The organism is Actinoallomurus liliacearum (genome assembly GCF_039542035.1).
Lineage (GTDB): Bacteria > Actinomycetota > Actinomycetes > Streptosporangiales > Streptosporangiaceae > Actinoallomurus > Actinoallomurus liliacearum.
In genome coordinates, this window is sequence record NZ_BAABHJ010000014.1 from 7,581 (window position 1) to 33,583 (window position 26,003).

At 73.6% G+C, this 26,003-nt stretch carries 21 protein-coding genes; 10 read left to right on the forward strand and 11 right to left on the reverse strand.

What is annotated here, in order from left to right:
* Positions 1 to 99 precede the first annotated feature (99 nt).
* Entirely contained in the window at positions 100 to 612 is a 513-nt protein-coding gene (locus ABD978_RS22155; RefSeq protein ID WP_345357569.1) for a hypothetical protein, read from the reverse strand.
* 275 nt (positions 613 to 887) lie between these two features.
* Here ABD978_RS22155 and ABD978_RS22160 point away from each other — a divergent pair, with 275 nt between their 5' ends.
* Positions 888 to 1,889, forward strand: coding sequence for an NADP-dependent oxidoreductase (locus ABD978_RS22160; RefSeq protein WP_345357572.1), 1,002 nt, complete (start codon positions 888 to 890; stop codon positions 1,887 to 1,889).
* A 128-nt stretch (positions 1,890 to 2,017) separates the two neighbouring features.
* On the opposite strand, the gene ABD978_RS22165 is transcribed toward ABD978_RS22160, so the two are convergent.
* Positions 2,018 to 3,436: an MFS transporter gene (locus ABD978_RS22165; RefSeq protein WP_345357575.1), complete on the reverse strand. Its 1,419-nt coding sequence runs from the start codon at positions 3,434 to 3,436 to the stop codon at positions 2,018 to 2,020.
* Positions 3,437 to 3,573: 137 nt separating this feature from the next.
* Between ABD978_RS22165 and ABD978_RS22170 the strand changes: the two genes are divergently transcribed.
* Positions 3,574 to 4,143, forward strand: coding sequence for a TetR/AcrR family transcriptional regulator (locus ABD978_RS22170; protein WP_345357577.1), 570 nt, complete (start codon positions 3,574 to 3,576; stop codon positions 4,141 to 4,143).
* 61 nt (positions 4,144 to 4,204) lie between these two features.
* On the opposite strand, the gene ABD978_RS22175 is transcribed toward ABD978_RS22170, so the two are convergent.
* Entirely contained in the window at positions 4,205 to 4,531 is a 327-nt protein-coding gene (locus ABD978_RS22175; protein ID WP_345357580.1) for an ArsR/SmtB family transcription factor, read from the reverse strand.
* A gap of 101 nt (positions 4,532 to 4,632) precedes the next feature.
* On the opposite strand from ABD978_RS22175, the gene ABD978_RS22180 reads away from it, so the two are divergent.
* The 6 genes from ABD978_RS22180 (at position 4,633) to ABD978_RS22205 (ending at position 10,575) form a co-directional block, all read left to right on the forward strand.
* On the forward strand, positions 4,633 to 5,553 hold the full coding sequence (locus ABD978_RS22180) for an alpha/beta fold hydrolase (protein WP_345357583.1): 921 nt from the start codon (positions 4,633 to 4,635) through the stop codon (positions 5,551 to 5,553).
* Between the two features lie 186 nt (positions 5,554 to 5,739).
* Positions 5,740 to 6,969, forward strand: coding sequence for a Bcr/CflA family multidrug efflux MFS transporter (locus ABD978_RS22185; protein WP_345357586.1), 1,230 nt, complete (start codon positions 5,740 to 5,742; stop codon positions 6,967 to 6,969).
* A gap of 103 nt (positions 6,970 to 7,072) precedes the next feature.
* Positions 7,073 to 7,990 carry an ABC transporter ATP-binding protein gene (locus tag ABD978_RS22190; protein WP_345357589.1) on the forward strand — a complete coding sequence of 306 codons (918 nt, stop codon included), beginning with the start codon at positions 7,073 to 7,075 and terminating at the stop codon, positions 7,988 to 7,990.
* Between the two features lie 9 nt (positions 7,991 to 7,999).
* Positions 8,000 to 8,734, forward strand: a complete 735-nt coding sequence (locus ABD978_RS22195; protein ID WP_345357592.1) for an ABC transporter permease — start codon at positions 8,000 to 8,002, stop codon at positions 8,732 to 8,734.
* Between the two features lie 3 nt (positions 8,735 to 8,737).
* Positions 8,738 to 9,964, forward strand: coding sequence for a sensor histidine kinase (locus ABD978_RS22200; RefSeq protein ID WP_345357595.1), 1,227 nt, complete (start codon positions 8,738 to 8,740; stop codon positions 9,962 to 9,964).
* The gene (locus tag ABD978_RS22205; protein ID WP_345357598.1) at positions 9,961 to 10,575 is read left to right on the forward strand and encodes a response regulator; all 615 of its coding nucleotides are present in this window, start codon (positions 9,961 to 9,963) and stop codon (positions 10,573 to 10,575) included. The genes ABD978_RS22200 and ABD978_RS22205 overlap by 4 nt, the downstream gene beginning before the upstream one ends.
* Before the next feature lie 27 nt (positions 10,576 to 10,602).
* Here the strand turns inward: ABD978_RS22205 and ABD978_RS22210 are convergent, their stop codons facing one another.
* From ABD978_RS22210 to ABD978_RS22235, 6 genes are all read right to left on the reverse strand, one after another.
* Positions 10,603 to 12,297 (reverse strand): solute symporter family protein, encoded by a 1,695-nt coding sequence (locus tag ABD978_RS22210; protein WP_345357601.1) that lies wholly within the window; start codon positions 12,295 to 12,297, stop codon positions 10,603 to 10,605.
* Positions 12,294 to 12,938, reverse strand: coding sequence for a DUF485 domain-containing protein (locus ABD978_RS22215; protein WP_345357604.1), 645 nt, complete (start codon positions 12,936 to 12,938; stop codon positions 12,294 to 12,296). Before ABD978_RS22215 ends, ABD978_RS22210 begins: the two co-directional genes overlap by 4 nt.
* Positions 12,939 to 13,088: 150 nt before the next feature.
* Positions 13,089 to 14,300: an MFS transporter gene (locus tag ABD978_RS22220; RefSeq protein WP_345357607.1), complete on the reverse strand. Its 1,212-nt coding sequence runs from the start codon at positions 14,298 to 14,300 to the stop codon at positions 13,089 to 13,091.
* 249 nt (positions 14,301 to 14,549) lie between these two features.
* Positions 14,550 to 15,221: a response regulator transcription factor gene (locus ABD978_RS22225; protein ID WP_345357610.1), complete on the reverse strand. Its 672-nt coding sequence runs from the start codon at positions 15,219 to 15,221 to the stop codon at positions 14,550 to 14,552.
* Complete coding sequence (locus tag ABD978_RS22230) at positions 15,218 to 16,426, reverse strand: sensor histidine kinase (protein WP_345357613.1); 1,209 nt, start codon at positions 16,424 to 16,426, stop codon at positions 15,218 to 15,220. The genes ABD978_RS22225 and ABD978_RS22230 overlap by 4 nt, the downstream gene beginning before the upstream one ends.
* Positions 16,427 to 16,529: 103 nt before the next feature.
* Positions 16,530 to 18,740 (reverse strand): MMPL family transporter, encoded by a 2,211-nt coding sequence (locus tag ABD978_RS22235; protein WP_345357616.1) that lies wholly within the window; start codon positions 18,738 to 18,740, stop codon positions 16,530 to 16,532.
* Between the two features lie 245 nt (positions 18,741 to 18,985).
* On the opposite strand from ABD978_RS22235, the gene ABD978_RS22240 reads away from it, so the two are divergent.
* Positions 18,986 to 19,459, forward strand: a complete 474-nt coding sequence (locus tag ABD978_RS22240) for a GNAT family N-acetyltransferase (protein WP_345357619.1) — start codon at positions 18,986 to 18,988, stop codon at positions 19,457 to 19,459.
* A gap of 113 nt (positions 19,460 to 19,572) precedes the next feature.
* Here ABD978_RS22240 and hrpB read toward each other — a convergent pair whose 3' ends face one another.
* A complete protein-coding gene (hrpB, locus tag ABD978_RS22245; protein ID WP_345357622.1) occupies positions 19,573 to 21,972 on the reverse strand; it encodes an ATP-dependent helicase HrpB in 2,400 nt (799 codons plus the stop codon).
* Between the two features lie 34 nt (positions 21,973 to 22,006).
* Positions 22,007 to 23,209, reverse strand: coding sequence for a PucR family transcriptional regulator (locus ABD978_RS22250; RefSeq protein ID WP_345357625.1), 1,203 nt, complete (start codon positions 23,207 to 23,209; stop codon positions 22,007 to 22,009).
* Positions 23,210 to 23,424: 215 nt separating this feature from the next.
* Between ABD978_RS22250 and ABD978_RS22255 the strand changes: the two genes are divergently transcribed.
* A complete protein-coding gene (locus ABD978_RS22255; RefSeq protein ID WP_345357628.1) occupies positions 23,425 to 25,998 on the forward strand; it encodes a helix-turn-helix transcriptional regulator in 2,574 nt (857 codons plus the stop codon).
* Positions 25,999 to 26,003 lie beyond the last annotated feature (5 nt).

A 26,003-nucleotide genomic window follows, 5' to 3' on the forward strand; every position in this document is an offset into this window, starting at 1 on the left:
CTGTCGGCGCGGGCCGGCGACTCGCCCGGAAGAGTCACGCCGTGGCGGGCCGGGTGCCCGGTTCGAGGATCGTGGCAGCGGGTCGCGGGTCGGCGCGCATCAGTGCCGCGGCACCGAGACGGCGCCCTCGATGTGGAGTTCACGGCCGGAACGCGACGGTACGGCGGACCGCCGGGTCGCGGCGGAGCCGACGGCGGGCCGATGGGTCCGCGGGCGGCCCTGGAGCACGGAGTCCCGGCCGACCTGGCACTGCCGGCCGGGCGTCCGGGCGGTGTGGGCCGGGGCCGTGACGTCCGCCGGTTCGAGGCCGGCGGCGGGCGAGGAGACCGCGGTCGTCTCCCGTCCCGGTCCGACGTCCGCGACGGGCGAGGAGAGGGGGGCCGTCTCCTCCACCGATGCGGCGTCGGCGGAGGAGACGGCCGGGGACGCGAGGGCCGCTTCCGCCGACGCGGCGTCGGCGACGGGCGGGGACGCGAGGGCCGCTTCGGCCACCGGCTCAGTGGCGGCGGACGGCTCCTGGGCGGACTCGGACTGCGGCAGCAGACGGTCCTCGTACATGATGGTCACCAGTACGGCGAGGGCCACCGCGGGCAGGGCGAGCAACGCGGCCATCGATCCTCACCCTTCCCGCGCCGGGACGCGTCGGTGCGGCCTTCGTCCGCCCGCCCATCGGGTCTCGCTCATGGTTCGAGCCTCCTGTCTCGACGACCGATCAGTGCCTCGGTGCGCCCTGCCTACCCGCGAAAATGTCCCGCTAACGCCCGTTTTCAGGCGGACCGAAATCGGCATCGCCCCGTTCCGGCCGCCCCGCTCCGGCGGCCGGCACCTACCCGTGAGTAACGTAGGTGGAGAGAGCCCTTCCTTCACCCATAGAGGAGACGAACGCCATGAAGACGCGCGAGGTGCACCTCGTATCCCGCCCCCACGGCTGGCCGGAGCCGACGGACTTCGCGCTGGTGGAGCGGGAACTGCCGGCTCCCGGCGAAGGGGAGGTGCTCGTCCGCAACGCGTTCATGTCCGTCGACCCGTACATGCGCGGACGGATGAACGACGTGAAGTCCTACGTCCCCCCGTTCGGACTGAACGAGGCCATGACCGGCGGCGCGATCGGTGAGGTCGTCGAGTCCCGCTCCCCCGACCTGAAGCAGGGCGACCTCGTCCTGCACGACCTCGGCTGGCGGGAGCACGCGGTGGCGCCCGCCAAGCGGTTCCGCGCGGTGCGGCCGGTCGAGGGCGTGTCTCCGTCGGCGTACCTCGGTGTCCTCGGCATGCCGGGGCTGACGGCGTACGTGGGACTGCTCGACGTCGCCGGCCTCAAGGAGGGCGACACCGTCTTCGTGTCGGGCGCGGCCGGGGCCGTCGGCTCGCTCGTCGGCCAGATCGCCCGGTTGCGCGGCGCCGCCCGCGTCATCGGCAGCGCCGGATCGGAGGAGAAGGTCGCGTACCTGACCGACCGGCTCGGTTTCGACGCGGCCTTCGACTACAAGTCCGGCCCGGTGCGCAAGCTGCTGGCCGAGGCCGCCCCCGACGGCATCGACGTCTACTTCGACAACGTCGGAGGCGACCATCTCGAAGCGGCGATCGAGGCGTTCAACGACCACGGGCGGGCCGCCATCTGCGGCGCGATCTCGATGTACAACGCCACCGCCCCGCAGCCCGCTCCACGCAACCTGCCGCTCATCATCGGCAAGCGCGTCACCCTCCAGGGCTTCATCGTCAGCGACCACTCCGCCCGGTTCGGCGACTTCGTCCGCGAGGTCGGCGGCTGGCTCGCGGAGGGGAGGATCGAGTTCGACGAGACGGTGTTCGAGGGCGTCGACCACGCCGTCGAGGCGTTCCTGGCCATGCTGCGCGGCCGGAACACCGGCAAGATGATCGTCCGGCTGTAGCCGGACGACCCGCCGGGCCGCGGTCGCCCGGGGCCCGGCGGGTGTCGCGCGTTCGGTTCGGACGGACCTCACGGCGGTCCGTTCAGACGTCACGGCGGTCCGGTCAAGCGGATGTCACAGTGGTCCGTTCAGGCGGCGCGCTGCCGGATGAACACGGCGGTGACCGCGAGGGCGACCAGCACGAAGATCGTGCCGACGGTGAACGCGACGTTCACGCCGTGGGTCAGGCCGCCGTGCCGGAGCGCCGGTCCGTACACCGAGACCAGCACGGCCATCCCCAGCGCGCCGCCGACCTGCTGCGCGGTCTGCAGCGTGCCGGACGCGGCGCCGGAGTCCTCGCGCCGCACCCCCGCCAGGACGGTCGCCGTGACCGGGAGGAACACCACGCCGGCGCCCAGCCCGAAGAAGAGCATCGGCCCGAGCACGCCCGACGCGTACCCGCTGTGCGGGGACAACTGGGTGAACCACACCATCCCCACCGCGATGAGCGGCAGGCCGGCGAGCAGGAGCCGTCGCGGGCCGACCCGTGGGACCAGCCGCGGGGTGATCCGCGCCATGACGAACAGCAGCCCCGACATCGGCAGGAAGGCGACGCCCGCCTTCAGCGGGCTGAAGCCCAGGATGTTCTGCAGGAACTGGACGATGAAGAAGAACATCCCGAACATCGCCGCGGCCAGCAGGAGCATGACCAGGTAGGAACCGGCACGCGCCCCGTCGGCGAACAGCCGCAGCGGGATGACCGGCCGTTCCGCCCGCGTCTCCACGGCGACGAAGGCGCCGAGGAGCAGGACGCCGCCGGCGAACGCCGCCAGGGTCACGCCGTCGCCCCAGCCGGCGTCGGCCGCGCGGATGAAGCCGTACACCAGCGCGACCATGCCGGTGACGACCGTGACCGCGCCCGCGACGTCGAGGCGGCCGCGATGGCGCTCGGTCTCCTGGAGGATTCGCGGGGCGAGGAACAGGACGACGGCGCCGACCGGAACGTTGATGAACAGCACCCAGCGCCACGACGCCCAGTCGGTGAGCAGGCCGCCCAGGACGAGACCGATCGAGGCGCCGGCCGACGAAGTGGCCGAGAAGACCCCGAGCGCCCGGTTGCGCTCCGGCCCCTCCTGGAAGTTGGTGGCGATGAGCGCGAGCGCGCTCGGCGCGGCGAGGGCCGCGCCGACGCCCTGCGCGACACGGGCGGAGAGCAGCCACGCGGCCGAGCCGGAGAACCCGCCGAGCAGCGAGGCGAGGGTGAAGACCGCGATGCCGACGATGAACGTACGCCGCCGCCCGAGGATGTCGCCGGTCCGGCCCCCGAGCAGGAGCAGCCCGCCGAACGCGAGCGAGTAGGCGTTGGTCACCCACGACAGGCCGGTCGCGGAGAAGTGGAGGCTGTGCTGGATCTTCGGAAGGGCGACGAACATGACGCTCGCGTCGAGCACCACCATCAACTGGCAGGCCACGATGACGGCGAGCGACAGCCCCGGGTGACGTGTTCGTCGTCGCCGCGGCTCGGAGTCGAGCGACGGCTCGCCCATCTGGACGGTCTGCTGGGACATGGGTCGTAGACTCCTCGTGCAGGAAGGGTTACGGCCGTCCCCCGAAGTGGCTGTCGGGGATCGGCCTCTAACCGGAGGGTGCCTCCGAAACAATACGGAGGTAGCCTCCGGTTGGCAACCGTGCTTTGGGAGGGGCGATGTCGACGACCACCGGGCAGCGTCCGATGCGTGCCGACGCACGCCGCAACTACGAGCGGCTGCTGGCCGAGGCGAAGTCCTCGTTCCTCGAGCACGGCGCGGACGCGTCACTGGAGGAGATCGCCCGGCGCGCGGGCGTCGGGATCGGCACGCTGTACCGCCACTTCCCCACCCGCCTGGCCCTCCAAGAAGCCGTCTACCGCGACGAGATGGAGCAACTCGCGGCCAAGGCGTACGAACTGGCCGAGACCTGCCCCCCGGACGAGGGCTTGGCCGCGTGGATCCTGGCCATCGCCGAGTACTCCCGCGCCAAGCGCGGGCTCACCCAGACCCTGAAGGCCGTCATCGACCTGCACTCGGACCTGTTCGTCCGTTGCCACGACGAGATCCAGACGGCCGCCGAGACCATCCTCGCCCGCGCCCGGGCGGCGGGCACCGCCCGCTCCGACCTCACGACGAGCGACCTGCTCCGGCTCGCCCACGCGCTGTCCGTGGCGAGCGAGCGAGCGCCGGAGGACACCGGGCGCCTGCTGTCCTTCATCCTGGACGGGGTACGCCCCCGCTCCTGACACCGCGCTCCGGAGCCGCGGCCCGGCCTGTCATCGCACCGGACCCGCGAGAAACCGCCGCTTACCCGGCCTCGGGGAACGACGACCCGGCGTCGCCGCCGAGGACCACGGCGAGGAGTCCGGGAAAGCGGGCCTCGAGATCGTCCCGGCGCAGGGTCAGGTAGTTCCGGCGCCCCTCATGGCGCAGGCGGATCACACCGCTCTCCCGCAGGACCCGCCAGTGGTGCGTGAGGGTCGACTTCGGCGCCCCGGTCTCGATCGCCCCGCAGTACGTCTCCGCACCGGAGGCCAGCGCCTGAACGATCTTCATACGGACCGGGTGCCCGAGCGCGGCGAGCACGTCCACCAGGTCGAACTGCTCGCGCGCCGGGTGCAGTAGAGCAGCCATGGTCCGATCGTACGGCAATTACGTACGGTTCCTGGATCGACGACCTCTCTTCCCGTTAAAGTACGAAAATCCCGTACATTCGTACCAACGTAGGAGACCGTATGCCCGGTGCAGTGTCAGACGTCGAGTTGGCGCGTTCGCTGGACGGAGGGTTCGTCAGTGACCACGCGGACGTCAACGGAATCCGCCTGCACTACGTCGCGGGAGGCCGGGGCGAGCCGCTGGTCCTGCTGGGCGGATGGCCGCAGACGTGGTGGGAGTTCCACAAGATCATGCCGCCGCTGGCCGAGCGCTTCCGGGTGATCGCCGTCGACCTCCGGGGCATGGGCGGCTCGGACAGGCCGGCGGGCGGATACGACAAGAAGACCATGGCCGGCGACATCCTCGGGCTCGTGCGCCACCTCGGCCACGAGACGGTGCACATCGCCGGGCACGACATCGGCGGGATGGTCGCCTACGCGTTCGCCGCCAACCACCCGGCGCACACGCGGCGGATCGCGCTGCTGGACATCGCCCACCCCGACGAGCGTTTCTACGCCTACTCCCTGCTCCCGAAACCCGGACGCCAGCAGGTCGGCGGCGACATCCACGCCGGGCCCGGGCGGTTCCTGTGGTGGTTCGCCTTCAACCAGGTGCCCGGCCTGCCCGAACGCCTGCTCGCCGGCCGGTCCCGCCATCTCATCGACTGGATGTGCGACTACCTGATCGAGGATCCCCGCAGCATCGACGAGCACGACCGGAACGTCTACGCCCACGCCTACTCCACCGAGGACGCGATCCGCGCCGGCAACGCCTGGTATCGGGCCTTCGGCCAGGACATCGAGGACGAGAAGACCTACGCCCCGGTGACCGCGCCGATCCTGGGCCTGGGCGGCGGCGAGGGAGGCCACCGGCTCCTGCAGGCGATCCTGGCGGACAAGGGCACCGACGTACAGGTGGTCGAGGTACCGGACAGCGGCCACTACATCCCCGAAGAACAACCGGAGGCGGTCGTCCGGCACCTGACGCGATTCCTCGGCTGACTCCCGCCGGCCCGGCGAGACGGACCGCCGCCGGGAGACGGACCCGGGAGGCGGATCCGGCCCCGCGGGGCGGATGCGACCGGACTCATACGATTTGTCACCCTCAGTGGGAATTCTCGCCGGTCCGGAACCGGTTCCCCGAACGGATGTGCGCCGACCGCGGCGCGGAGACCGACGAGGGGTGACATGGCCGCGACGGCGAACGAGACGATCGAGGTGACACCGACCCGTGCCGGTCGGCTCCGGTTGGCCCTCATCCTCGGGGCGCTCAGCGCCATCGGTCCGCTGTCGATCGACATGTACCTGCCGGCCCTGCCGAAGCTGACCCAAGACCTGTCGGCCGGGGCGTCGCTCGTTCAGCTGACCCTGACGGCCTGCCTCGTGGGTCTGGCCGTCGGGCAGGTCGTCGCCGGGCCGGTCAGCGACACCTGGGGACGGCGCCGGCCGCTCCTCGTCGGCGTCGTCCTGTACACGGTCGCCTCGCTCCTGTGCGCCGTCGCCCCGAGTGTGCCGATGCTGATCGCGCTGCGCCTGGTGCAGGGCGCGGCGGGCGCGGCGGCCATCGTGATCGCCCGCGCCATCGTCCGCGACCTGTACGACGGGCCGGAGGCCGCCCGGTTCTTCTCCCTGCTGATGCTGGTCAACGGCGTCGCGCCGATCGCGGCGCCCGTCATCGGCGGGCAGCTGCTGCGCCTCACGTCGTGGCGCGGGGTGTTCGTGCTCATCGCGGTCCTCGGCGCGCTCATGGTCGCCGCCGCGGGGGCCGGACTGCGCGAGACCCTCCCGTCGGGCGCGCGCCACACCGGCGGGCTGGGCTCGGCGCTCCGGACGTTCGCGGGGCTCTGCGCGGACCGCGTCTTCGTCGGCTACGCCCTGTCGGGCGGCCTGGCCTTCGCCGCGATGTTCGCCTACATCTCCGGGTCGCCGTTCGTCGTCCAGGACATCTACGGCCTCTCGCCCCAGGCGTACAGCCTGATCTTCGCGGTGAACGCCCTCGGCATCGTGGCGGCCGGCCAGGTCAGCGGGCGGCTGGTCGGCCGCGTCCCGCTGCGGACGCTGCTCACCGCCGGGCTGTGCGTGTCCCTGGCGGGCGGCGTGGCCCTCGCCGTGGCGATCGGGACCGGTCTCGGCCTGCCGGGCGTGCTGCCCGCGCTGTTCCTCGTCGTGTCCGCGATCGGGCTCATCACGCCGAACGCCACCGCCCTCGCCCTGACCGGCCGCCCGCCCGCCATGGCGGGCAGCGCCTCCGCCCTGCTCGGCCTCGCGCAGTTCGTCATCGGCGGGGTCGCGGCGCCGCTCGTCGGCGTCGCCGGCTCGCACACCGCCGTGCCGATGGGCGTGGTCATCGCCGCCCTGACCGCCGCCGCGCTGCTGGCCTATCTGGTCCTCGCCCGGGGGCATCGACCGATCGGTTGATGTCCGGGATCCACCGGAGCCGTACCCGACCGGTCGATCCGCCGGCACCCCGCCGCAGGCCATCCTCGAAATCCGCCACCACGGAGACGAGGAACGAGAGGCCATGCCGGTCATCGAGGTCAGGAACCTGCACAAGCGGTACGGAGCGAAGGTCGCGGTCGAGGACGTGTCCTTCGCCGTGGAGGAAGGTGAGATCTTCGGCGTCCTCGGCCCCAACGGCGCGGGCAAGACCACCACGGTCGAGTGCGTCGCGGGGCTGCGCGCCCCCGACCGCGGCACGGTGTCGGTGCTCGGTCTCGACCCGCGCCGGGACCGCATTGAGCTGACCCGCCGCCTCGGCGTGCAGCTCCAGGCGAGCCGGCTGCCGGACAAGATGAAGGTCCGCGAGGCCGTGGAGCTGTACGCCTCCTTCCACGACCGGCCCGCCGACCCCGGACGGCTCATCGAGGAGCTCGGCCTCGCCGGCCAGCGGGACACGCGCTTCGGCCGGTTGTCCGGCGGCCAGCAGCAGCGCGTCTCGATCGCGCTGGCGCTCGTCGGCGACCCGAAGATCGCAATCCTCGACGAACTGACCACCGGCCTGGACCCGCAGGCGCGGCGCGACACCTGGCAGCTGATCGAGAACGTGCGGGACCGGGGCGTCACGATCGTCCTCGTCACCCACTTCATGGAGGAGGCCGAGCGCCTCTGCGACCGCCTCGCCGTCATCGACGGCGGCCGGGTGATCGCCGTCGACACCCCCGCCGGCCTGGTGGCACGGGTCGCCCCCGAGCAGCGCGTACGGTTCCGGCCCTCCGCGCCCCTCGACGACCGCCTGCTGCAGGACCTGCCCGAGGTACGGACCGTCACCAAGACGGGCGGGCAGGTCGTGGTGACCGGGACCGACGGTCTCGTGCAGGCGGTCACCTCGGTCCTCGCCCGCAACCACATCATCGCCGCCGACCTGCGCGTCGAGCAGAGCAGTCTCGACGACGCGTTCGTCGCGCTGACCGGCCGCCCCCTCGACCCACCGACCCTTTAGGAGACCCCCATGCTCGCCAAGCTCACCTACCTGGAGCTCAAGCTCTTCACCCGCGAGATCGTCCTGCCGGCGATCGTCCTGCTGCTGCCGCTCGCGCTGCTGCTCGGATTCGGGTTCCAGCCCGGTGCGAACAAGGCCCAGCACAACCTCGGCGGTCAGACGACCGCCGAGTACATGGCCGCGCTGGGCGTCGGGATCGCGCTGGCCATCCTCGGCCTCACGGTCCTGCCCGCGACGCTCGCGTCGTACCGGGAGAAGGGGGTGCTGCGCCGCATGGCCACGACGCCCGTCCGTCCCGCCTATCTGCTGATCGCCCAGGTGCTCCTCTACGCCGTCATGGCGGTCGTCGTCGTCGCTCTGATGATCACCGCCGCCCGCGTCCTGTTCGGCACGCCCGTGCCCGAGCGGTTCCCCGCCTTCCTCGCGGCGGTCGTCCTCGGCCTGGCCGCGCTGTTCGGGATCGGGCTCGTCATCGCCGCCGTCGCGCCGAGCGCGAAGGCGGGCAACGGGATCGGCATGGTGTTGTTCTTCCCCAGCATGTTCCTCGGCGGGGTCTACATCCCCCGGGAGCAGATGCCGGACGCGCTTCGGGCCATCGGCGACTACACTCCGCTGGGCGCCACTCTGAAGACCATGCGGGACTCCTGGATGGGCACGGAGCCGCGCCTGGCGCAACTCGCCATAATGGCGGCGTACGCACTGGTCGCCGGGCTCGCGGCCGCCAAGCTCTTCCGCTGGGAGTAGACGATGGGAGTGCCTTCGGACGGTCTCGTCCGGCCCTCGGGCGGCCCCGACCGACGCGAGGCGATCCTGATCCGGGTCATCCCGTACGGGGCACTCGCCGTCTCCACGCTCCTCGTGCTGCTCGCCGACGCGAAGACGCCCGCTCAGGTCTGGACGACGTTGGGCCTGGCGGTGACGGCCGCCGGGTGGATGCTGATCGTCACTCTGCCCGGCACGTCCGCTCCGGGGCCACGGCTGGGCGGCGTCTACTACGCCGGCCTGCTCGTGCTGTTCGCGCTGCTGATCCTGCGCAGCCCACTGTTCGGCCTCTTCGGCTGGACGGGCTACCCGCAGGTGGCCTACCTGCGGGGACGCTGGAAACAGGTCGGCGTGGTGGCGACGGCGCTGATCGTCTCCGTCACCTACATCGGCGGTTTCCAGTCACTCGGCGCCACGACCGTCCCGGTCTACCTGATCCTCGCCGCGGCCACGGGCGCCGTCGGCATGCTGTTCACGTTCCTCGAGTTGAGACAGCGGGCGACCCTCGACCGGCTGGCCGAGGCCAACGCCGCGCTGGAGGCCGCGCTGGAGGAGAACGCCGGGCTGCACGCCCAGCTGCTGACCCAGGCACGCGAGGCCGGCGTGCTGGACGAGCGCCAGCGCATGGCCCGCGAGATCCACGACACCCTCGCCCAGGGCTTCACCGGGATCGTCGCCCAGTTGGAGGCGGCCCGGCAGAACCCCGGCGAGTGGCGGCGCCACGCCGACCAGGCACAGGCCCTCGCCCGCGACAACCTCGCCGAGGCGCGCCGGTCGGTGGAGGCACTGCGGCCGCCGCATCTGGACAAGGCGCGGCTGCCGGAGGCCATCAGCGGCCTGAGCGAACGCTGGTCGCGCACCTCCGGGATCTCCGTCGGCGTCGAGACGACCGGCGAGCCCCGGCCGATGCTGCCCGACGTGGAGGTCGCGCTGTTCCGCGTCGCTCAGGAGGCGCTGACCAACGTCGCCAAGCACGCGGGCGCGTCCCGGGTCGGCCTGACCCTGTCCTACCTCGACGACGTCGTGCTGCTGGACGTCCGTGACGACGGCGTCGGCTTCGACCCGGCCGCCGACGGGCGCGGTTTCGGGCTGACCTCGATGCGGCAACGGCTGCTCCGGGTGGCCGGCCGGCTGGAGATCGAGAGCAGTCCCGGTGAGGGCACCGCGATCAACGCGACCGTCCCCGCCCTGACCGTGGGAGCGAACCCGTGATCCGCCTGCTGATCGTCGACGACCATCCGATCGTCCGGGACGGCCTGCGCGGGGTGTTCGCCGGTGACCCGGATTTCGAGGTGACCGGCGAGGCCGCCAACGGAGCCGAGGCGCTCGCGCTGGCCGACGGCGCCGACGTCGTCCTCATGGACCTGCGGATGCCGGAGATGAGCGGCGTCGAGGCGATCGCCCGGCTCCGCGAGACCCACCCCGGCGTGCGCGTCCTCGTCCTCACCACCTTCGACACCGACAGCGACGTGCTGCCCGCCATCGAGGCCGGGGCGACCGGCTACCTGCTGAAGGACGCCCCGCGCGAGGAACTGATCCGGGCGGTCCGCGCGGCGCACCGCGGTGAGTCGGTGCTGTCCCCGTCCGTCGCCGGCCGCCTGATGGGCCGGGTGCGCGCCCCCTCCCCCGGCACGCTGAGCAAGCGCGAGCGCGAGGTGCTCGCCCTGGTCGCCGACGGCACCACCAACCGGGAGGTGGCGCGGCGGCTGTTCGTCAGCGAGGCGACCATCAAGACCCACCTGCTGCACATCTACGACAAGCTCGGGGTCCGGGACCGTGCCGCCGCCGTCGCCAAGGCGTACGAACGCGGGCTCCTCCCCTGACGGGAGGGGACGGCGGCGGCCCCGGTCTCAGTGCGCGCCGGTCCCGGTCAGCGACCGTACGGACAGTTCGGTGAACCGCTCCGCGTCGGTCCGGTCCCGGCCGACGAACGTGCCCACGACCGCGCACAGGAACCCGAACGGGATCGACACCAGGCCGGGGTTGTCGAGCGGGAACCAGTGGAAGTCGATGCCCGTGGGGAACAGCGACAGGCTCCGCCCGGTGACCGGGTCGACCTTCCCCGACACCACCGGTGAGAAGACGACCAGCACGATCGAGCCGATCAGCCCGCCGTAGATCCCGGCCACCATTCCCGTGGCGTTGAACCGGCGCCAGAACAGCGCGAAGACGATCGCGGGCAGGTTCGCCGACGCGGCCATGGCGAAGGCGAGCGCGACCAGGAACGCGACGTTGAGGTTCTTGACGAAGACCGCCAGCACGATGGCGACCGAGCCGATGAGGAAGGCCGCGAACCGCGCCACGGCCACCTCCTGCCGCTCGCGCGGCCGGCCCAGCATCAGCACGTTGCCGAAGTAGTCGTGCGCCAGCGACGTGGCCGACGCCATGACCAGGCCGGCGACCACCGCCAGGATCGTCGCGAACGCCACCGAGGCGACGAACGCCAGCATGACGTCGCCGCCGATCCGGCCCGCGACGTGCCGGCCGAGCTCGCGGGCCAGCAGCGGCGCGGCCGTGTTGCCCGCCGGATCATGCGCGAGGATCTCCCTCCGCCCGACCAGCGCGGTCGCGCCGAAGCCCAGCGCGATCGTCATCAGGTAGAACGCGCCGACCAGGCCGATCGCCCAGTTCACCGAGGTGCGCGCGGCCCGGGCGTCCGGGACGGTGTAGAAGCGCGTGACGATGTGCGGCAGACCGGCCGTACCCAGGACGAGGGCGAGCGCCAGGCTCACGAAGTCCAGCTTGTTGAACAGCGTCTGCGACGAGTGCCCGGCGACCTCCTTGCCGTACTTCAGGCCGGGTTCGAGGAAGGCGTGCCCCTTGCCGCTCGCTCCGGCCGCCGCGCCCAGCAGGCGGCTGAGGTCGAAACCGAACCGGCCGAGGACGAGGACCGTCATCAGGGTCGCGCCGAACATCAGCAGCGCCGTCTTGACGATCTGCACCCAGGTGGTGCCCTTCATCCCCCCGAAGGTCACGTAGCAGATCATCAGCGCGCCGACCACGACGATCGTCGTGACCTCGGCCGTGCCGGCGGACATGCCGAGGAAGGTCGCCCCCGGCCGCACTCCGAGGAGCAGGGCGATGAGCGCGCCGGCCCCGACCATCTGCGCGATGAGGTAGAACACCGAGACCGTCACCGTGGACACCGCCGCCGCGATCCGCACGGAGGACTGCCGGTGTACGCGCTGGACGAGCACGTCGGCCATCGTGAAGCGGCCGGTGTTCCGCATCAACTGCACGATCAGCAGCGCCGGCAGCCAGGCGACGAGGAAGCCGATGGAGTACAGGAAGCCGTCGTATCCCGACAGCGAGATGATCCCGGCGATGCCGAGGAAGGACGCCGCGGACATGTAGTCGCCCGCGAGCGCCAGGCCGTTCTGCGGGCCGGAGAACCTCCGCCCGCCGGCGTAGAAGTCGACCGCCCCGTCGGTGTGCATCCGCGCCCAGACGGTGATGGCCAGGGTGACGCAGACGAGCGCGATGAACAGGCCGAACGTGATGGTCCGCCCGTTTCCGGCCAGAGCGGCCGCGCCGGCGAGGGTCATCGGGTCCCTCCCGTCCACGGCCGGGTGGCCGGCCCGCGCCACGAGGGCGGCGTGCCCGGATCGGCGGGCGGCGTCATCCCGTCCGGGGGCGTCGGTCCCAGGAACGGCGCCATCCCGTCCGGAGGCGTCGCACCCGGCGATGACGCGGCAACGTCCGGCGGCGTCGCGTCCCGCCATGACGCGGCACCGTCCGGCGGCGTTGCGCCCAGGAACGGCCGCTCACCGCCGGGCGCGGCGCAGTACGAGGGACCGGACGAGCCAGCCTCGCGGCGGCGGACCGCCTCGCCGACCCGCTCGTCGGCGTCGGCCACGATCTGGGCGGCCAGGGGATCGAGGACCGCCCGGGCGTAGCGGGTGTAGCGCCAGGCGAGCACGAACGCCGAGGCGAACTGCAGGAGGCCGCACACCAGCGCGACGTTGACGTTGCCGAAGACCCGGTACGCCATGACGTCACGGGCGAAGGCCGACGCAAGGACGTAAAGGAAATACCACCCGAGGAACGTCGAAACGACAAGGATCGCTAATCTCCGAAATTTCCCTCTCAACAGGGCGAATCTTTCATCTTGCCTTATCGCCACAAGACGGGCGCGATCCCGCGGATCCGTTCTGCGACGTGGCGATGGCCGTGACCCGGTGACCATGCCGCACCTCTCTCTGCTCGGCCGTGACCGTACGTGGCCCTCCCACTCCGTAATGAGATCAGACCGGCGCGCGCCGCATTCACCACTTCACAGGAATTCGCCCGGCGAAAACCCGGGCTCCCCGGCGAGGTCCGCCGGGGAACCCGTCCCTCAGCGGCGGCCGCGGCGCGCCAGCGCGGTCAGCGCGAGCGCCAGGGCCGGGGCCATCGCCGCGGCGAAGCACCACCCGAGCGGCAGCCGGCCGACCAGCTGACCGACCGCCGCCGCACCGGCCGAGGAGCCCGCGTTGAACGCGGTGTTGACCCAGGTGCCCGCCCGGGTACGGCCGCCGGGCGCGGCGGACTCCTCCGCGAGCAGGTACGCGGTGGTCAGCGCGGGCGCGACGAACAGTCCCGCGACGCCGACGACCGCCGACAGGACGTACAGGTCCGGCGCCGTCCCGGCGGCCGCCAGCGGCACCGCGACGGCGACGGTCAGCACCGGGAGCCGCGTCCGCCCGGACATCCGCCAGGAGCGCGATCCGTAGGCCAGGCCCCCGACGGCGCTGCCGACGGAGAGCGCCGCCTCGGCCCACGCGGCGCCGGCGGCCTCATGACGATGGGCGGCGAAGGCGACCATGAGCAGGCCGAGCGCGCCCAGGCACAGGCCGACCCCCGCGGAGAGGACGACCGGCCGCCCGAGGCCACCGAGGAGACCCGTTCGCGGCCGATGCGCGCCGGAATCATCCTCGGCCGGTGACGCCTCCTCTCCCGTCCCGGCCCGGGACCGGGCGACCGGAGACGAGACCAGGGCGAGGGTTCCGGCGAGGACGAGCCCGGCACTGACGGCCAGGCCCGCGGGCGGGGCGAGGAGCGCGGCGAGCAGGCCGGCCAGCAGCGGCCCCGTCACGAAGAGCAGTTCCTCCGCGACGGTGTCCAGGCTGTACGCGCGCTGCAGCAGGCGCCGATCGGGCAGCAGGTCGCTCCACAGCGTCCGCATGACCGGGCCGAGCGGAGGCGGGAACGCGCCCGCCCCGAGCGCGAGGACGGCGACCGGAACGGCGGACACGTCGTGCCGCGCGGTGAGAAGGGCGAGCGCCGCCAGCAGCAGCGCGTACGCGACGGCCATCGGCGGCAGCGCGCGCCGGGGCCCGTACCGGTCGATCAGCCGGGCGCGGACCGGGGACAGCACCGAGACGGTCAGGCCGAACAGCGCGACGGCGGCGCCGGCCGTGGCGTACGAACCGGTCGCGCCCGCCACCGCGAGCGTCAGGGACAGCGAGACCATGCCGTACGAGAGACGGCCCAGCAGCGCGGCGCCGAAGGTGCGGCGAGCGTGCGGAGCGCGCAGGACGGCGGCGTACGAGAGGGAGGGAGAAGACACGAGATGGTTCCTCGGGGGAACCGGCGCGCGAGCGCCGGAAGCGTCAGGGGACACCGAAGGACCGCGCCACTACGCCGGCGCGGTCAGAAGTGGTGCCTAGACACGGGGAGGGAACACGCCGATCAACTTAATCCCTCGAATCGGCAGATGTCGCGCCGAGAGTCGGGGTCGCCGTGACACCGGCCGGAGGCGTGATCACCGGCGTCCACCGCGCTCTTGCGGCAGCATCCGCCAACGATCACCGGAGGGTCACGGGCCGGGCCGTACGAGGCCGGACTGGTAGGCGATGACGACGAGTTGGGCGCGGTCGCGGGCGTCCAGCTTCGCCATCGCGCGGTGCAGGTGGGTGCGCACGGTCAGCGGGCTGACGACGAGCCCCTCGGCGATCTCACCGTTGGACAGGCCCTCGGCGGCCAGTGCCATCACCTCGCGTTCGCGGGCCGTGAGGGCGGCGAGACGTTCGGGCGGTGCCGTGCGGACGCCGGGCTCGGGGCTCGTCAGGAAGCGGGTGATGAGCGCGCGAATGGCGAGCGGGGAGAGCAGGGCATCGCCGGAGGCGACGGTGCGGATGGCGGCGAGCAACTGGTCGGGAAGGACGTCCTTGCCGAGGAAACCGCTCGCGCCGGCGCGGATCGCCTGCGCGACGTACTCGTCGTTCTCGAACGTGGTGAGGATGAGGACGCGGGTCCCGGACAGGCCCGGGTCGCCGCAGATGGCGGCGGTGGCGGTCAGGCCGTCGGTGCCGGGCATGCGGATGTCCATGACGACGACGTCGGGACGCTCGGCGCGGGTGAGGTCGATGGCCTCCTGACCGTCGGCGGCCTCCCCGACCACCTCCAGGTCGGCGCAGGAGTCGATGAGCATGCGGAAGGTCGCCCGCAGGAGGGCCTGGTCGTCGGCGAGCAGGACGCGGATGGTCATCTGTTCCGGGTCTCCTCCGTGTCGCGGGGGCGCAGGGGGAGTTCGGTGGTGACCTCGAAGCCGCCTTCGGGACGGCGCCCCGCGAGGAGGAGTCCGCCGACGGACAGGGCGCGTTCCCGCATGCCGATGAGACCGAAGCCGGCGGCCGGTCCCGGAGCGGCGGGGATCGTGGCGTCTCCGTCGTCGGTGACCGTGATGGTCAGCCGGTCGCGCGAGTAGGCCAGGCGCACGCGCGCCGCCTGCGCGGCGGCGTGCTTGGTGACGTTGGTGAGCGCCTCCTGCACGATCCGGAACGCCGTCAGGTCCACGCCCGCCGACAGCGGCCGCGGGTCGCCCTCCGTCACCACGGTGACCGTGAGCCCGGCGGACCTGAACGAGGCGACGAGGTCGGGAAGCCGGGCCAACCCCGGAGCGGGCTCCATCGGCGCGTCCGGGTCGCCCGTCTGGCGCAGGAGTCCGACGGTGGCCTTGAGCTCGCGCAGCGCCGAGGAGGTCGTTCCGGTCAGGTCGGCGAGAATCCGCTGCGCCTGGTCGGGCCGGGTGCGCGCGAGGTGCGCGGCGGTGCCGGCCTGCGCGTTGGCCAGCGCGAGGTGGTGGGCCACGACGTCGTGCAGTTCCCGGGCGATGCGCATCCGCTCCTCGGTGACCCGGTGCCGCGCCTCCTCCTCACGCATCCGCTCGGCGTGCTCGGCGCGGGCCCGCAGCGAGTCCAGGTAGGCGCGCCGGAGCCGGACGGAGCTGCCGACGACGGCCGGCAGCATCACCAGGGCGAAGGGATTGATGATCTTGAAATAGATCGGGTGCGCGTAACCGTGCTCGGCGATCAGCGCGGCACCCACCAGCACGACGGCGACGGTGAACGCGTAGGCGCGTGCGGTTCTCCGGTCGGTGCGGACGGCCAGGGAGTAGAGCGCGGCCATGACCGGCCCGATCAGCAGCGGGGTGAGCAGGTACCCGAGGGCGGCCACGGCCACCGCGCACAGGGCGGTCAGCAGGACGGCGACGCGAGGGCGGCTCCGGTGCCAGAGGAACGCGACGGCGGCGACGCCGGTGACCGGTACGGCGAGCCACCACACGGACGGGCCGGTCGTCCTGAGGCGGCCGAGCATGCCTCCGGGCACGGAACCGGCGAACATCACCAGGGCCACCGCCACGGTGAACGCCCGGGGATGGTCCCGTACGAGCCGCTGCCAGTTGGAGATCATCGAATCTTCCCGTCGGGTACTGCGACCATTCTCGACGCCGGCCCCGAACGACCGACGGGCCACCCGCCTCTGCTGCGGATGGCCCCCGGGTCGTTCCGAGAGGTCAGACGCGGCTGGACTCGCGGTCGGTCGTCCGGCGCGCGGCGGAGACGGCCGGCGACCGGCCGCCGAGCGCCTCGCCCTCCACGTCCACGCGCGGCAGCACCTTCTGCAGCCGGCGGGGCAGCCACCAGGCCCGCTCCCCGAGGAGGGCGAGGACGGCGGGGACGATCGCCATCCGGACGACGAACGCGTCCAGCAGGACGGCGGCGGCAAGACCGAAGCCGATCATCTTGATCATGGATTCGCCGGCGGTGACGAACCCGGAGAACACCGCGATCATGATCAGGGCGGCGGCCACCACCACACGGGCGCTGTGCCGGAATCCCGAGACGACCGCCTGGCCGGGCTCCTCACCGTGGACGTACGCCTCGCGCGTCCGTGAGACCAGGAACACCTCGTAGTCCATCGCCAGTCCGAAGACGATGCCGACCATGAAGATCGGCATCATGCTCATGATCGGACCCGGCTGATCGACGCCGAAGAGGGCGTCGAGCCAGCCCCACTGGAAGACCGCGACCACCGAGCCGAGGGCCGCCAGTACCGACAGCAGGAAGCCCAGGGCGGCCTTGAGCGGCACGAGCACGGACCGGAAGACCACCAGCAGGAGCAGGAAGGCCAGGCCCACCACGACCGCCAGGTAGGGGATGAGCGAGTCCTGCACCTTCTGGGCGGTGTCGATGTTCACGGCGGTGGCACCGGTGACCTCGAAGGTCGCGCCGGTGGCGGACTCCAGCGCGGGGCGTTCCGCGCGGATGGCGTGGACGAGGTCCTTGGTCCTCGCGTCGCTGGGGCCGGTGGCCGGCACCGCGGAGAAGACCGCGGTGTCCCCGGCCGCGTTCGCCCGTGCGGGCGAGACGGAGACGACACCGCCGGTGGCGCCGACCTTCCGGGTGATGGCGCGCACGGCGGCCTTCGGGTCGCGGGCGTTCCTGGCGTCGACGACGACCGTCAGGGGGCCGTTGAAACCGGCGCCGAAGCCCTTGGCGAGATCGTCGTAGGCGCGCCGCTCGGTGGTGGAGGTCGGTTTGGCCTCGTCCCCGGGCATGCCGAGGTTCAGGTGGGCGGCCGGTACGGCGAGCGCGCCCAGTCCGATGACTCCGAGGAGGAGCACCGGAAGCGGGCGGCGCAGGACGAAACGCGCCCAGCGGGTGCCGCCGTTCGGTTCGTCCCCGCCCCCGGTCCGCGCTCTCCGGCGGGCGGCACGCGACAGCACGGCGCGCGGGAAGAAGCCGAGCAGGGGCGGCACCAGGGTCAACGCGACGAGGACGGCGACGACGACCGTTCCCGCCGCGGCCAGGCCCATCTTGGTCAGCATCGGGACGCCGACCAGCGAGAGCCCGGCGAGCGCGATGACGACGGTGAGCCCCGCGAAGACCACCGCCGACCCGGCGGTGCCGACGGCGAGGCCCGCGGCCTCCTCCGGCGCGTGTCCCCGGGCGCGTTCTTCGCGGTAGCGGGAGACGATGAACACGGCGTAGTCGATGCCGACGGCAAGCCCGAGCATCGAGGCGAGGGTGGTCGTCGTCATGGAGAGCCCGAGCGTGCTGCCGAGGGCGATGATCGAGGTGACGCCGACTCCCACGCCGATGATCGCGGTGATCAGCGGCAGCCCCGCGGCGGTCAGCGAGCCGAACGTGACGAGCAGTACGACGGCGGCGATGGCGACACCGATCACCTCACCCGCCCCGCCCGCCGACGGCCGGGTCGCGAGCACATTACCCCCGACCTCCACGGTCAGGCCCGCGTCCCGGGCGCGCTGCGCGGCGTCCTTGAGCGTGGTCTTGGCGGCGTCGGTGAGGTCGTCGCTCTTCACCTTGTAGGTGACGGTCGCGTAGGCCGTCGACGCGTCCTCGCTCACCGCGTGGGCGGTGAACGGGCTCACCGCACTGGCGACCTGCGGATCGCCGGCCGCCTCGCGCACGGCCTTCTCGACGGCCGAGCGGTTCTCCGCGGCGGTGACCTTCTGCCCGTTCGGCGCGACGAAGACCAGGCGGGCGGTCGCGCCGTCGGCGCTGGCGCCGGGGAACCGCTGTTGCATCAGGTCGAAGGCCTTCTGCGCCTCGGTGCCCGGCATGGAGAATCCGTCGTCGGGCGCCGCGGGCGCCTTGACCGCTCCGAACCCGATGGCGGCCAGCACCGCGACCCACAGGAAGACGGCGTACCAGCGCCGCCGGAAGGCCAGCCGGCCCAGTCGATGAAGGAATGTGGCCACGGGAACGAGGTCTCCGATCTACTGTCGAGTACCTCACCAGGCTGCCGGTGGCAGGACCGTCCCGTCGTCGTCCGCCTGCCGACACATCCGCCTACTGCGAACGCAGTACACGCCGCCACGACGGCATCGCGAAGCATGATCACTGGCATCCACCGCGCTCTTGCGGCAGCATCCGCCAGTGATCGGACCGATTCGCGCGACATGCCGCTGGACAGTGGGCGGGCGGGGCCGGGACGATTCTGATCGTGGACCAGGGCCTGCGGCTGCGGCCGGCCGAACCGGATGACTACGATCGCATCGTCGGGGTGGTGGACGACTGGTGGGGGCGGCCGGTCAGGTCGATTCTGCCCCGCCTGTTCCTGGATCACTTCCATCGCACCAGCCTGGTGGCCGAGGACGGTGACGGCCTGGCGGGGTTCCTCATCGGGCTCCTGTCTCCTTCGATGCCCGACGCCGCCTACATCCACTTCGTCGGCGTCGCGCCCCGCCTTCGTGGCAACGGGCTGGCCCGTCTCCTTTACGAGCGGTTCTTCGATCTCGCCGCGGCCGAGCACCGCACGAAGGTCAAGGCGATCACCTCCCCGCAGAACCGCGGTTCCATCGCCTTCCACACCGCGATGGGCTTCACGGTCACCGGCCCCGTCGCCGACTACGACGGCCCCACGGTCGACCGCGTCGTCTTCCAGCGCCGGCTCTCTGCGGATGCTCAGCCACATTGACGTCGGCATTGACGCACCAAGCCCGGCGAACCGGTCATCCACCCGCCAACAACAACGGCATCGTGACCACGACGGCGGCGAAGTGCGGCTGACCCGTCATCAATGAGGTCGGGTCAGCGGCGGCGGGGGTTCACCCTCCGGGTGGGTTCGGCGGTGGCGGGGTCCTCGGGCCAGGGGTGACGCGGGTAGCGGCCGCGCAGCTCGGCGCGGACGTTCCGGTAGCCCTCGCGCCAGAACGACGCCAGGTCGGCGGTGACGGCGGCGGGCCGGCCGGCGGGCGACAGCAGGTGCACGAGGAGCGGCACCCCGGCGACGCGCGGCGTCTCGGTCCAGCCGAACAGCTCCTGCAGCTTCGCGGCGAGGACCGGTCGCTCGCCGGAGTAGTCGACCCGGATCCGTGAGCCGCTCGGCACCGTGACGCGCTCGGGGGCGACGTCGTCGAACCGGGCGGCGCACTCCCACGGCAGCAGACCGCGCAGCAGCGCGGCCACGTCCACGCGGGCGAGGTCGGCGCGCCGGCGGGCGCCGCCGGCCGCCAGGTCGAGTGAGTCGAGCAGCGCGTCGTCGTCCATGGCCGGCCATGGCGGGCCGAGCACGCGGTGGCAGAACGCCAGCCGGGCGCGCAGTTCCTCCGCCTCGCGGGTCCAGGTGAGCAGGCCGAGCCCCTCCCGGCGCAGGCCCTCGCGCAGCGCCGCGCGTACGAGGCCGGGGTCCGGGTCCGGAAGCGGCACGGCCGACAGTTCGATCGCGCCGAGGCGTTCGACGCGGCGGGCGACGACGTCGCCCCGCCAGGCGACCTCCTCCTCCACGGTCGCGCCGACGGCCAGCCGGGCCACCTCCTCGTCGATGGGGACGGCCTGCCGGATCCGCGCCGCCGGGGCGCCGGCGGGCCGGTCGGCGACCGCGATGGCCAGCCACTCGGAGCCGCCGAGCGCGGAACCCCTGGCCGGTTCGGCGGCGGTCCCGGACGCCATCAGGTACCCGCCGCCCGCGCGGGCGCGGGCGACCCGCTCGGGGAAGGCGAGGGCGACCACGACGCCCGCCGTCGTCTCGTCGTCCGGCCCGGACTCGGCGGCGTCCGGGACCGCCCGCCGGAGCCGGCGCGCCTCGTCCCGCCACCGCGGGTCGCCGCGCAGGCCCCGCCACTGCCGTACGAGGTCCTCGTCCGCCCGCTGCTGGTCGGACAGCACCGTCACCACCTCGGCGGCCCGCGCGCCGACGTGCTCCGCGCCGTCGAGGAGGGCGCGGGCCAGGCGGGGGTGGACGCCGGCGCGGGCCATCCTCCGGCCGCGTTCGGTGACCCTGCCGTCGCCGTCCACGGCGCCGATCGCGCGCAGGGTCTCGCGGGCCGCGCGCATCGCGGCGGGCGGCGGGGCGTCCAGCAGCGCGAGGCCGGTGGCGTCCGGGTCGCCCCAGCAGGCCGCCTCCAGCGCGAACCCGGTCAGGTCGGCGAGCGCGATCTCCGGTCGCGGACGCTCGGGGAGCCGCTGGTGCTCGGCCTGCGTCCAGCACCGGTACACCGTTCCCGGCGCCTCGCGCCCGGCACGCCCGGCGCGCTGGTCGGCGGCGGCCCGCGACGCCCGTACGGTGGTCAGCGCGCCGAGCCCGCGCGCGTGGTCGGTGCGGGGCTCCCGGGACAGCCCGGCGTCCACGACGGCGCGGACGCCCGGCACGGTCAGGCTGGACTCGGCGACCGACGTGGCCAGGACGACGCGCCGCCCGCCGTCCGGGCCGCGCAGAACCTCCTCCTGCACGTCGGCGGAGGCCCGGCCGTGCAGCCGCAGCACGTGGAGGCCGCCGAGGGCGCGCGCGACCCGGTCGATCTCGGCGACGCCGGGCAGGAAGCACAGCACGTCGCCGTCCCACTCGGCCAGCGCCCGGCGGACCGTGGCCGCGACGTGGTCGAGCAGCGCCGGGTCGACGGACAGGCCGTGCGGCGGGCGTACCGGACGGGGCGGTGGCGCCCAGACGACCTCCACCGGATGCGCGGCGCCGTCCGCGGCGACCACCGGCGCGCCGCCCATGAGCTCCGCCCAGGGCCCCGTGTCGGCGGTCGCCGACGCCGCGACGAGCCCGAGGTCGGGGCGCAGGGTCGCGCGGACGTCGAGGAGGAACGCGAACGCGGTGTCGGCGTCGAGGTGACGCTCGTGGCACTCGTCGAGGATGACGACGTCGGCGCGCACGTCGGGGTCGCGCTGCAGGCGGCGCAGCAGCACGCCGGTCGTGACGACCTCGACCGCGCTGCCCGGCCGGCGCTCGCCCCGGATGGCGTACCCGACCCGGTCGCCGACCGCCTCGCCGAGCATCCAGGCCATCCGGCGGGCGGCGGCGCGCGCGGCGAGCCGGCGGGGCTCGGCCACGATCACCCGGCGGCCGGTCTCCGCCAGGGCGAGCGGCACGAGCGTGGTCTTCCCGGTCCCGGGAGGCGCGGCCAGCACCGCCGTCCCGGCGGAGTCCAGGGCGGCGCGCAGCTCCGGCAGCGCGGCGGAGACGGGCAGATCGGACGAGCGCACCCCACCAGTGTGGCGGACCCGGCGGCGGCGCCCGTCAGCCCGGGCTCTTGTCGCCCTCGTGCAGCGCGTGCCGGGCGAGCACGAGTTCGACCAGCTCGAGCGGCCGGGACGACGAACGGCCGGAGAGCCGTTCGAGGGTGCGCAGCCGGTTGAGCACCGTGTTGGGATGGCAGTACAGGCGCCTCGCCGCCGCCGTCGCCGACCCGCCGCACTCCAGCCAGGCGTCCAACGTCTCCAGCAGCAGGCCACGCTTGACCGGATCGAGCGCGGTCAGGCCGTCGAGGACCGAGCGCCGGAGGTGCTCGGCCAGTTCCGGCTGGGAGACCACGAGCGCCGCCGGCAGCCGCCGGTCCAGGCGGGCGACCTCCGCGCGCGGCGACCGGCAGGTGCGCAGCGCGAGTTCGGCGAGCCACCGGGCGTGGCCCAGGTCGGCGGGCGAGTCGACGACCGGGCTCAGACCGACGTGATGGCAGGCGTACGCGCGCAGGACCTCGGTCAGGTCGTCCAGGCCGGCGTCGCCGAGGTCGACCACGGCGAGGTGGGCGTCGGCGCGCAGCCGCCACAGGAAACGGATTCCGTTCACCGTCTCGGGACGGCCCGCGAGGGGCCGGCTCAGCGCGTCGTCCTGCCGGAGCACCGCCACGGCGAACCGGCCGCGCGCCGGCAGGCCGAGGACGGTGGTCGCGGCCGCGAGCAGCCGCCCGTCCGCGCCGCGTCCTTCCAGCAGCGCGTCGACGATCGCCCGCACCTGCTCCTCGTCGCGCCGGAGCAGTTCGAACTCCGTGCGGCGGTACGCCTCCGCGGCGACGCTCGACTGCTCGTCGATGGTCTGCCAGACCCGTACGGCGTGGTGGGCGAGGGCGGGCAGCTGGTCGGGGTCGTGCTGCGCGGCGACCTCGACGAGCGACTCCCAGAACACCCGCCCCGCCAGCCGGTACGAACGCAGGAGCTGGTCGAGGGGCAGCCCCTGCTCGGCCCGCCGGCGGCCGAGCTCACGGGCCCAGCGCAGGTCGGCGCGCCGGCTCGGATCGAGGATCGCCTCGATCCCGTGCCGCAGGCCGATGTGGCAGGCGTCCCACAGGTCGTCGGTCAGGCCGGTGGGCCGCGCCACGTCACCGCCGAGGATCTCGGCGGTCAGCCGGTCGGCGAGGTCGGGCAGCCGCGTGACGAGACGCGAGGCCGCTCTGCGGGTCAGCGCGCCTGCGGAACGGCCGGTCGTGCGGGCACGGGCGTCCACACGTCACCTCCAGGGCCGGTGATCGTTCATCGTCCCACCGCCGGCCCACGGCCGCCAGCGTCCCGCCGCCGTCGGCCGCCCGCTCTGTGGCCGGGCACAGTCGCGGTGCCCTCGTGTTGTGCCGTCGCCCCGGTTTAGGAGCGCACTCTGGACGCGCCCCCGGATGCCTGCTGCCGTATGGGCGCGAAAGTCCCTTTTCCTCTGGAGGAACCCTCGTGTTGCATGGGCGGGAGCGCGAGCTCGCGGTCGTGGCGGAGACCCTGAGTCGCGTACGAGACGGCGGCGGCGCGGCGCTGGCGGTCGTCGGTGATCCCGGAACGGGGCGGACGGCCCTGCTCGAGCACGTGCTCGGCCGGGCCACGACGTCGTTCCGGACCCTCGGCACGTCCGGGTTCGAGCAGGAGACGGCGTTGCCGTACGCGGGTCTGCACAAGCTGCTGTGGCCGATCTCCGACCGGATCGGCCGGCTGCCGGCGGCCCAGGCGGCGGCGCTGGCCCCCATCACCGGGGAGGACCCGGCGCCGTCGGCCGAGCCGTTCGTCCTGGGCACGGCGGTGCACCGGCTGCTGACGGACGCCGCGGCCGACGGCCCGGTGCTGTGCTGGGTGGACGACGCCCACCTCCTGGACCGCGTCTCCCTGAACGCGGTCGCCTTCGCCGCCCGCCGGCCCGGTGACGAGCCCCTCGCCATCCTGCTGACCGCGGGCCTGGAGACCTCCGCCGCGACGGACCGGCTGCGCGGCGTCCCGTCGCTCCGGCTCGGCCCGCTCGGCGACGGGGCGGCTCGCGCCTTACTGGACGACCTGCTCGGCGCGGAACCGGGCGCGGACCTGGCGGCCGACCTCATCGACCTGGCCGCCGGCAACCCGCTGGCCCTGTCGGAGCTCGCCGCCGCGCTGACGCCCGAGCAGGTGGCCGGCGCGGCGCCGCCCCCGGCCGCGCTGCCCGTGCACAGCCGGCTGCGCGCCCTGCACCGGCGGCGCTACCGCGCCCTGCCGCCCGACGCGCGGCGGGTCGTGCTGCTGGTCGCCTGCGACGAGAGGCTGGAACTCCGAACGCTGGCCCGCGCGGCCGCTGGAGCGGGCGTCGACCCGCGGGCGCTGGAGACGGCCCGGCGATCCGGTCTGATCCGCGTGGACGGTGAGACGGTGGAGACCCCGGACCCGCTGATCCGGTCCTCGCTGTACGCCGACGCCTCTCTCGCCGAACGCCTGGCCGCGCACCGGGCCCTCGCCGCCGTACTCGACCAGGACCGGCTGCGGCAGAGCCGGCACCGCGCGGCGAGCGCCGGTGGGTCGGACCCCCGGCTGTGCGAGGAGCTGGTCTGCGAGGCGACCGCGGCGCGCCGGTCCGGCCGGCACGCGGACGCCGCGCCGGCCTGGCGGCAGGCCGCCGCGCTCACCGCCGACGCCGGTGGCAGGGCGGTCCGGCTGCTGGCGGCCGCCACGGACTCCTGGCTGGCCGGCCGCACCCGGACGGCCCGTTCGCTGCTGCGCGCCGCACGCCCGTACGCGCGTTCCGACGAGCTCCGGGGACTGTCCGGCCTGCTGTACGGGCAGATCGAGCTGCGCGACGGCGCGCCGGCCTCGGCGGTGCAGATCCTGGTGGACGCCGCCGACCGGCTGGCGGGCTCGCACCGGACGCGGGCGGTGCTCGCCCTGATGTTCGCGGCGGAGGCCGGCTGCGTGGCCGGGGACCATCGTCAGTACCGGAGGATCGGCGAACGGGCGGCCGCGATCGCTCTGGACGGCGCCCGCACGCCGGTGGCCGAGCTGATGCTCGCCCATCTCGACGGCATGTCGGCGACGTTCGGCGGCCGGCACGACGAGGCCGCCGGTCCGCTCCGGCGGGTGCTGCAGCTCGCCGAGGGTCTCGACGGCTGCGCGGCGAAGACCTGGGCGAGTCTCGCCGCGTTCGCGCTCGGCGAGGACCGCAGGGCCCGGGACCTGGCGACCATGGCGGTCACCCGGGCGCGCCTGCGCGGGACCGCCGCGCTGCTGCCGTGGGCGCTGAGCACTCTGGCGCTGACCCAGGTGAGCCTCGGCGAGTTCGCGGCCGCGACGTCCGTGAGCCTGGAGGGGCTCCGCACCGCGCGGGCCTGCGGTCAGGAGAACTGCGCCGCCGACCACCTCGCCATGCTCACGTTGCTCGCCGCCGTCCAGGGCGACCGGGACACGGCGCGGGCGCGCGCGAACAGCGTCGCCGAGGCGGCGAAGAAGCGCGGCCTGACCCGGCCCGCGGCGTTCGCGGCGTGGGCCCTCGGCTGCCTCGACCTGGCCGACGACCGCCCGGAGGAGGGCGCGGCCCGCCTGCGCTCGCTGGCCGGAACGCGCCCGGCGGACCTGTTCACCCGCGTGCTCGCGACCCCCGACTTCATCGAGGCGGCGGTCCGCTGCGGTGACCGGGAGGGCACCGAGACCGCGCTGGCGGCGTTCGACCGCTGGGCGCGCAGCACGGCCGGTCCCGCCAGAACCGCCCTCGCCGAACGCTGCCACGCGCTGCTCGCCGAGGACGACGCCACCGCCGAGGAGCACTTCGCCGAGGCGCTCCGGCTGCACCGTCAGGGCGGTTCGGCGTTCGAACTGGCACGGACGGAGTTCATGTACGGCCGGCGGCTGCGCCGGAACCGCCGGCCGCGCGCCGCCCGCGGCCACCTCCGCGACGCCCGGCAGCTCTTCGATGCGGCGCGCCTCGTCCTCAGCCCCCGCACCGTCGACCACCACCTGCGAAACATCTTCGTACGCCTGGGCGTCCGTTCCCGCGTGGAACTGGTCCACCTCTTCCGCTGACCGGA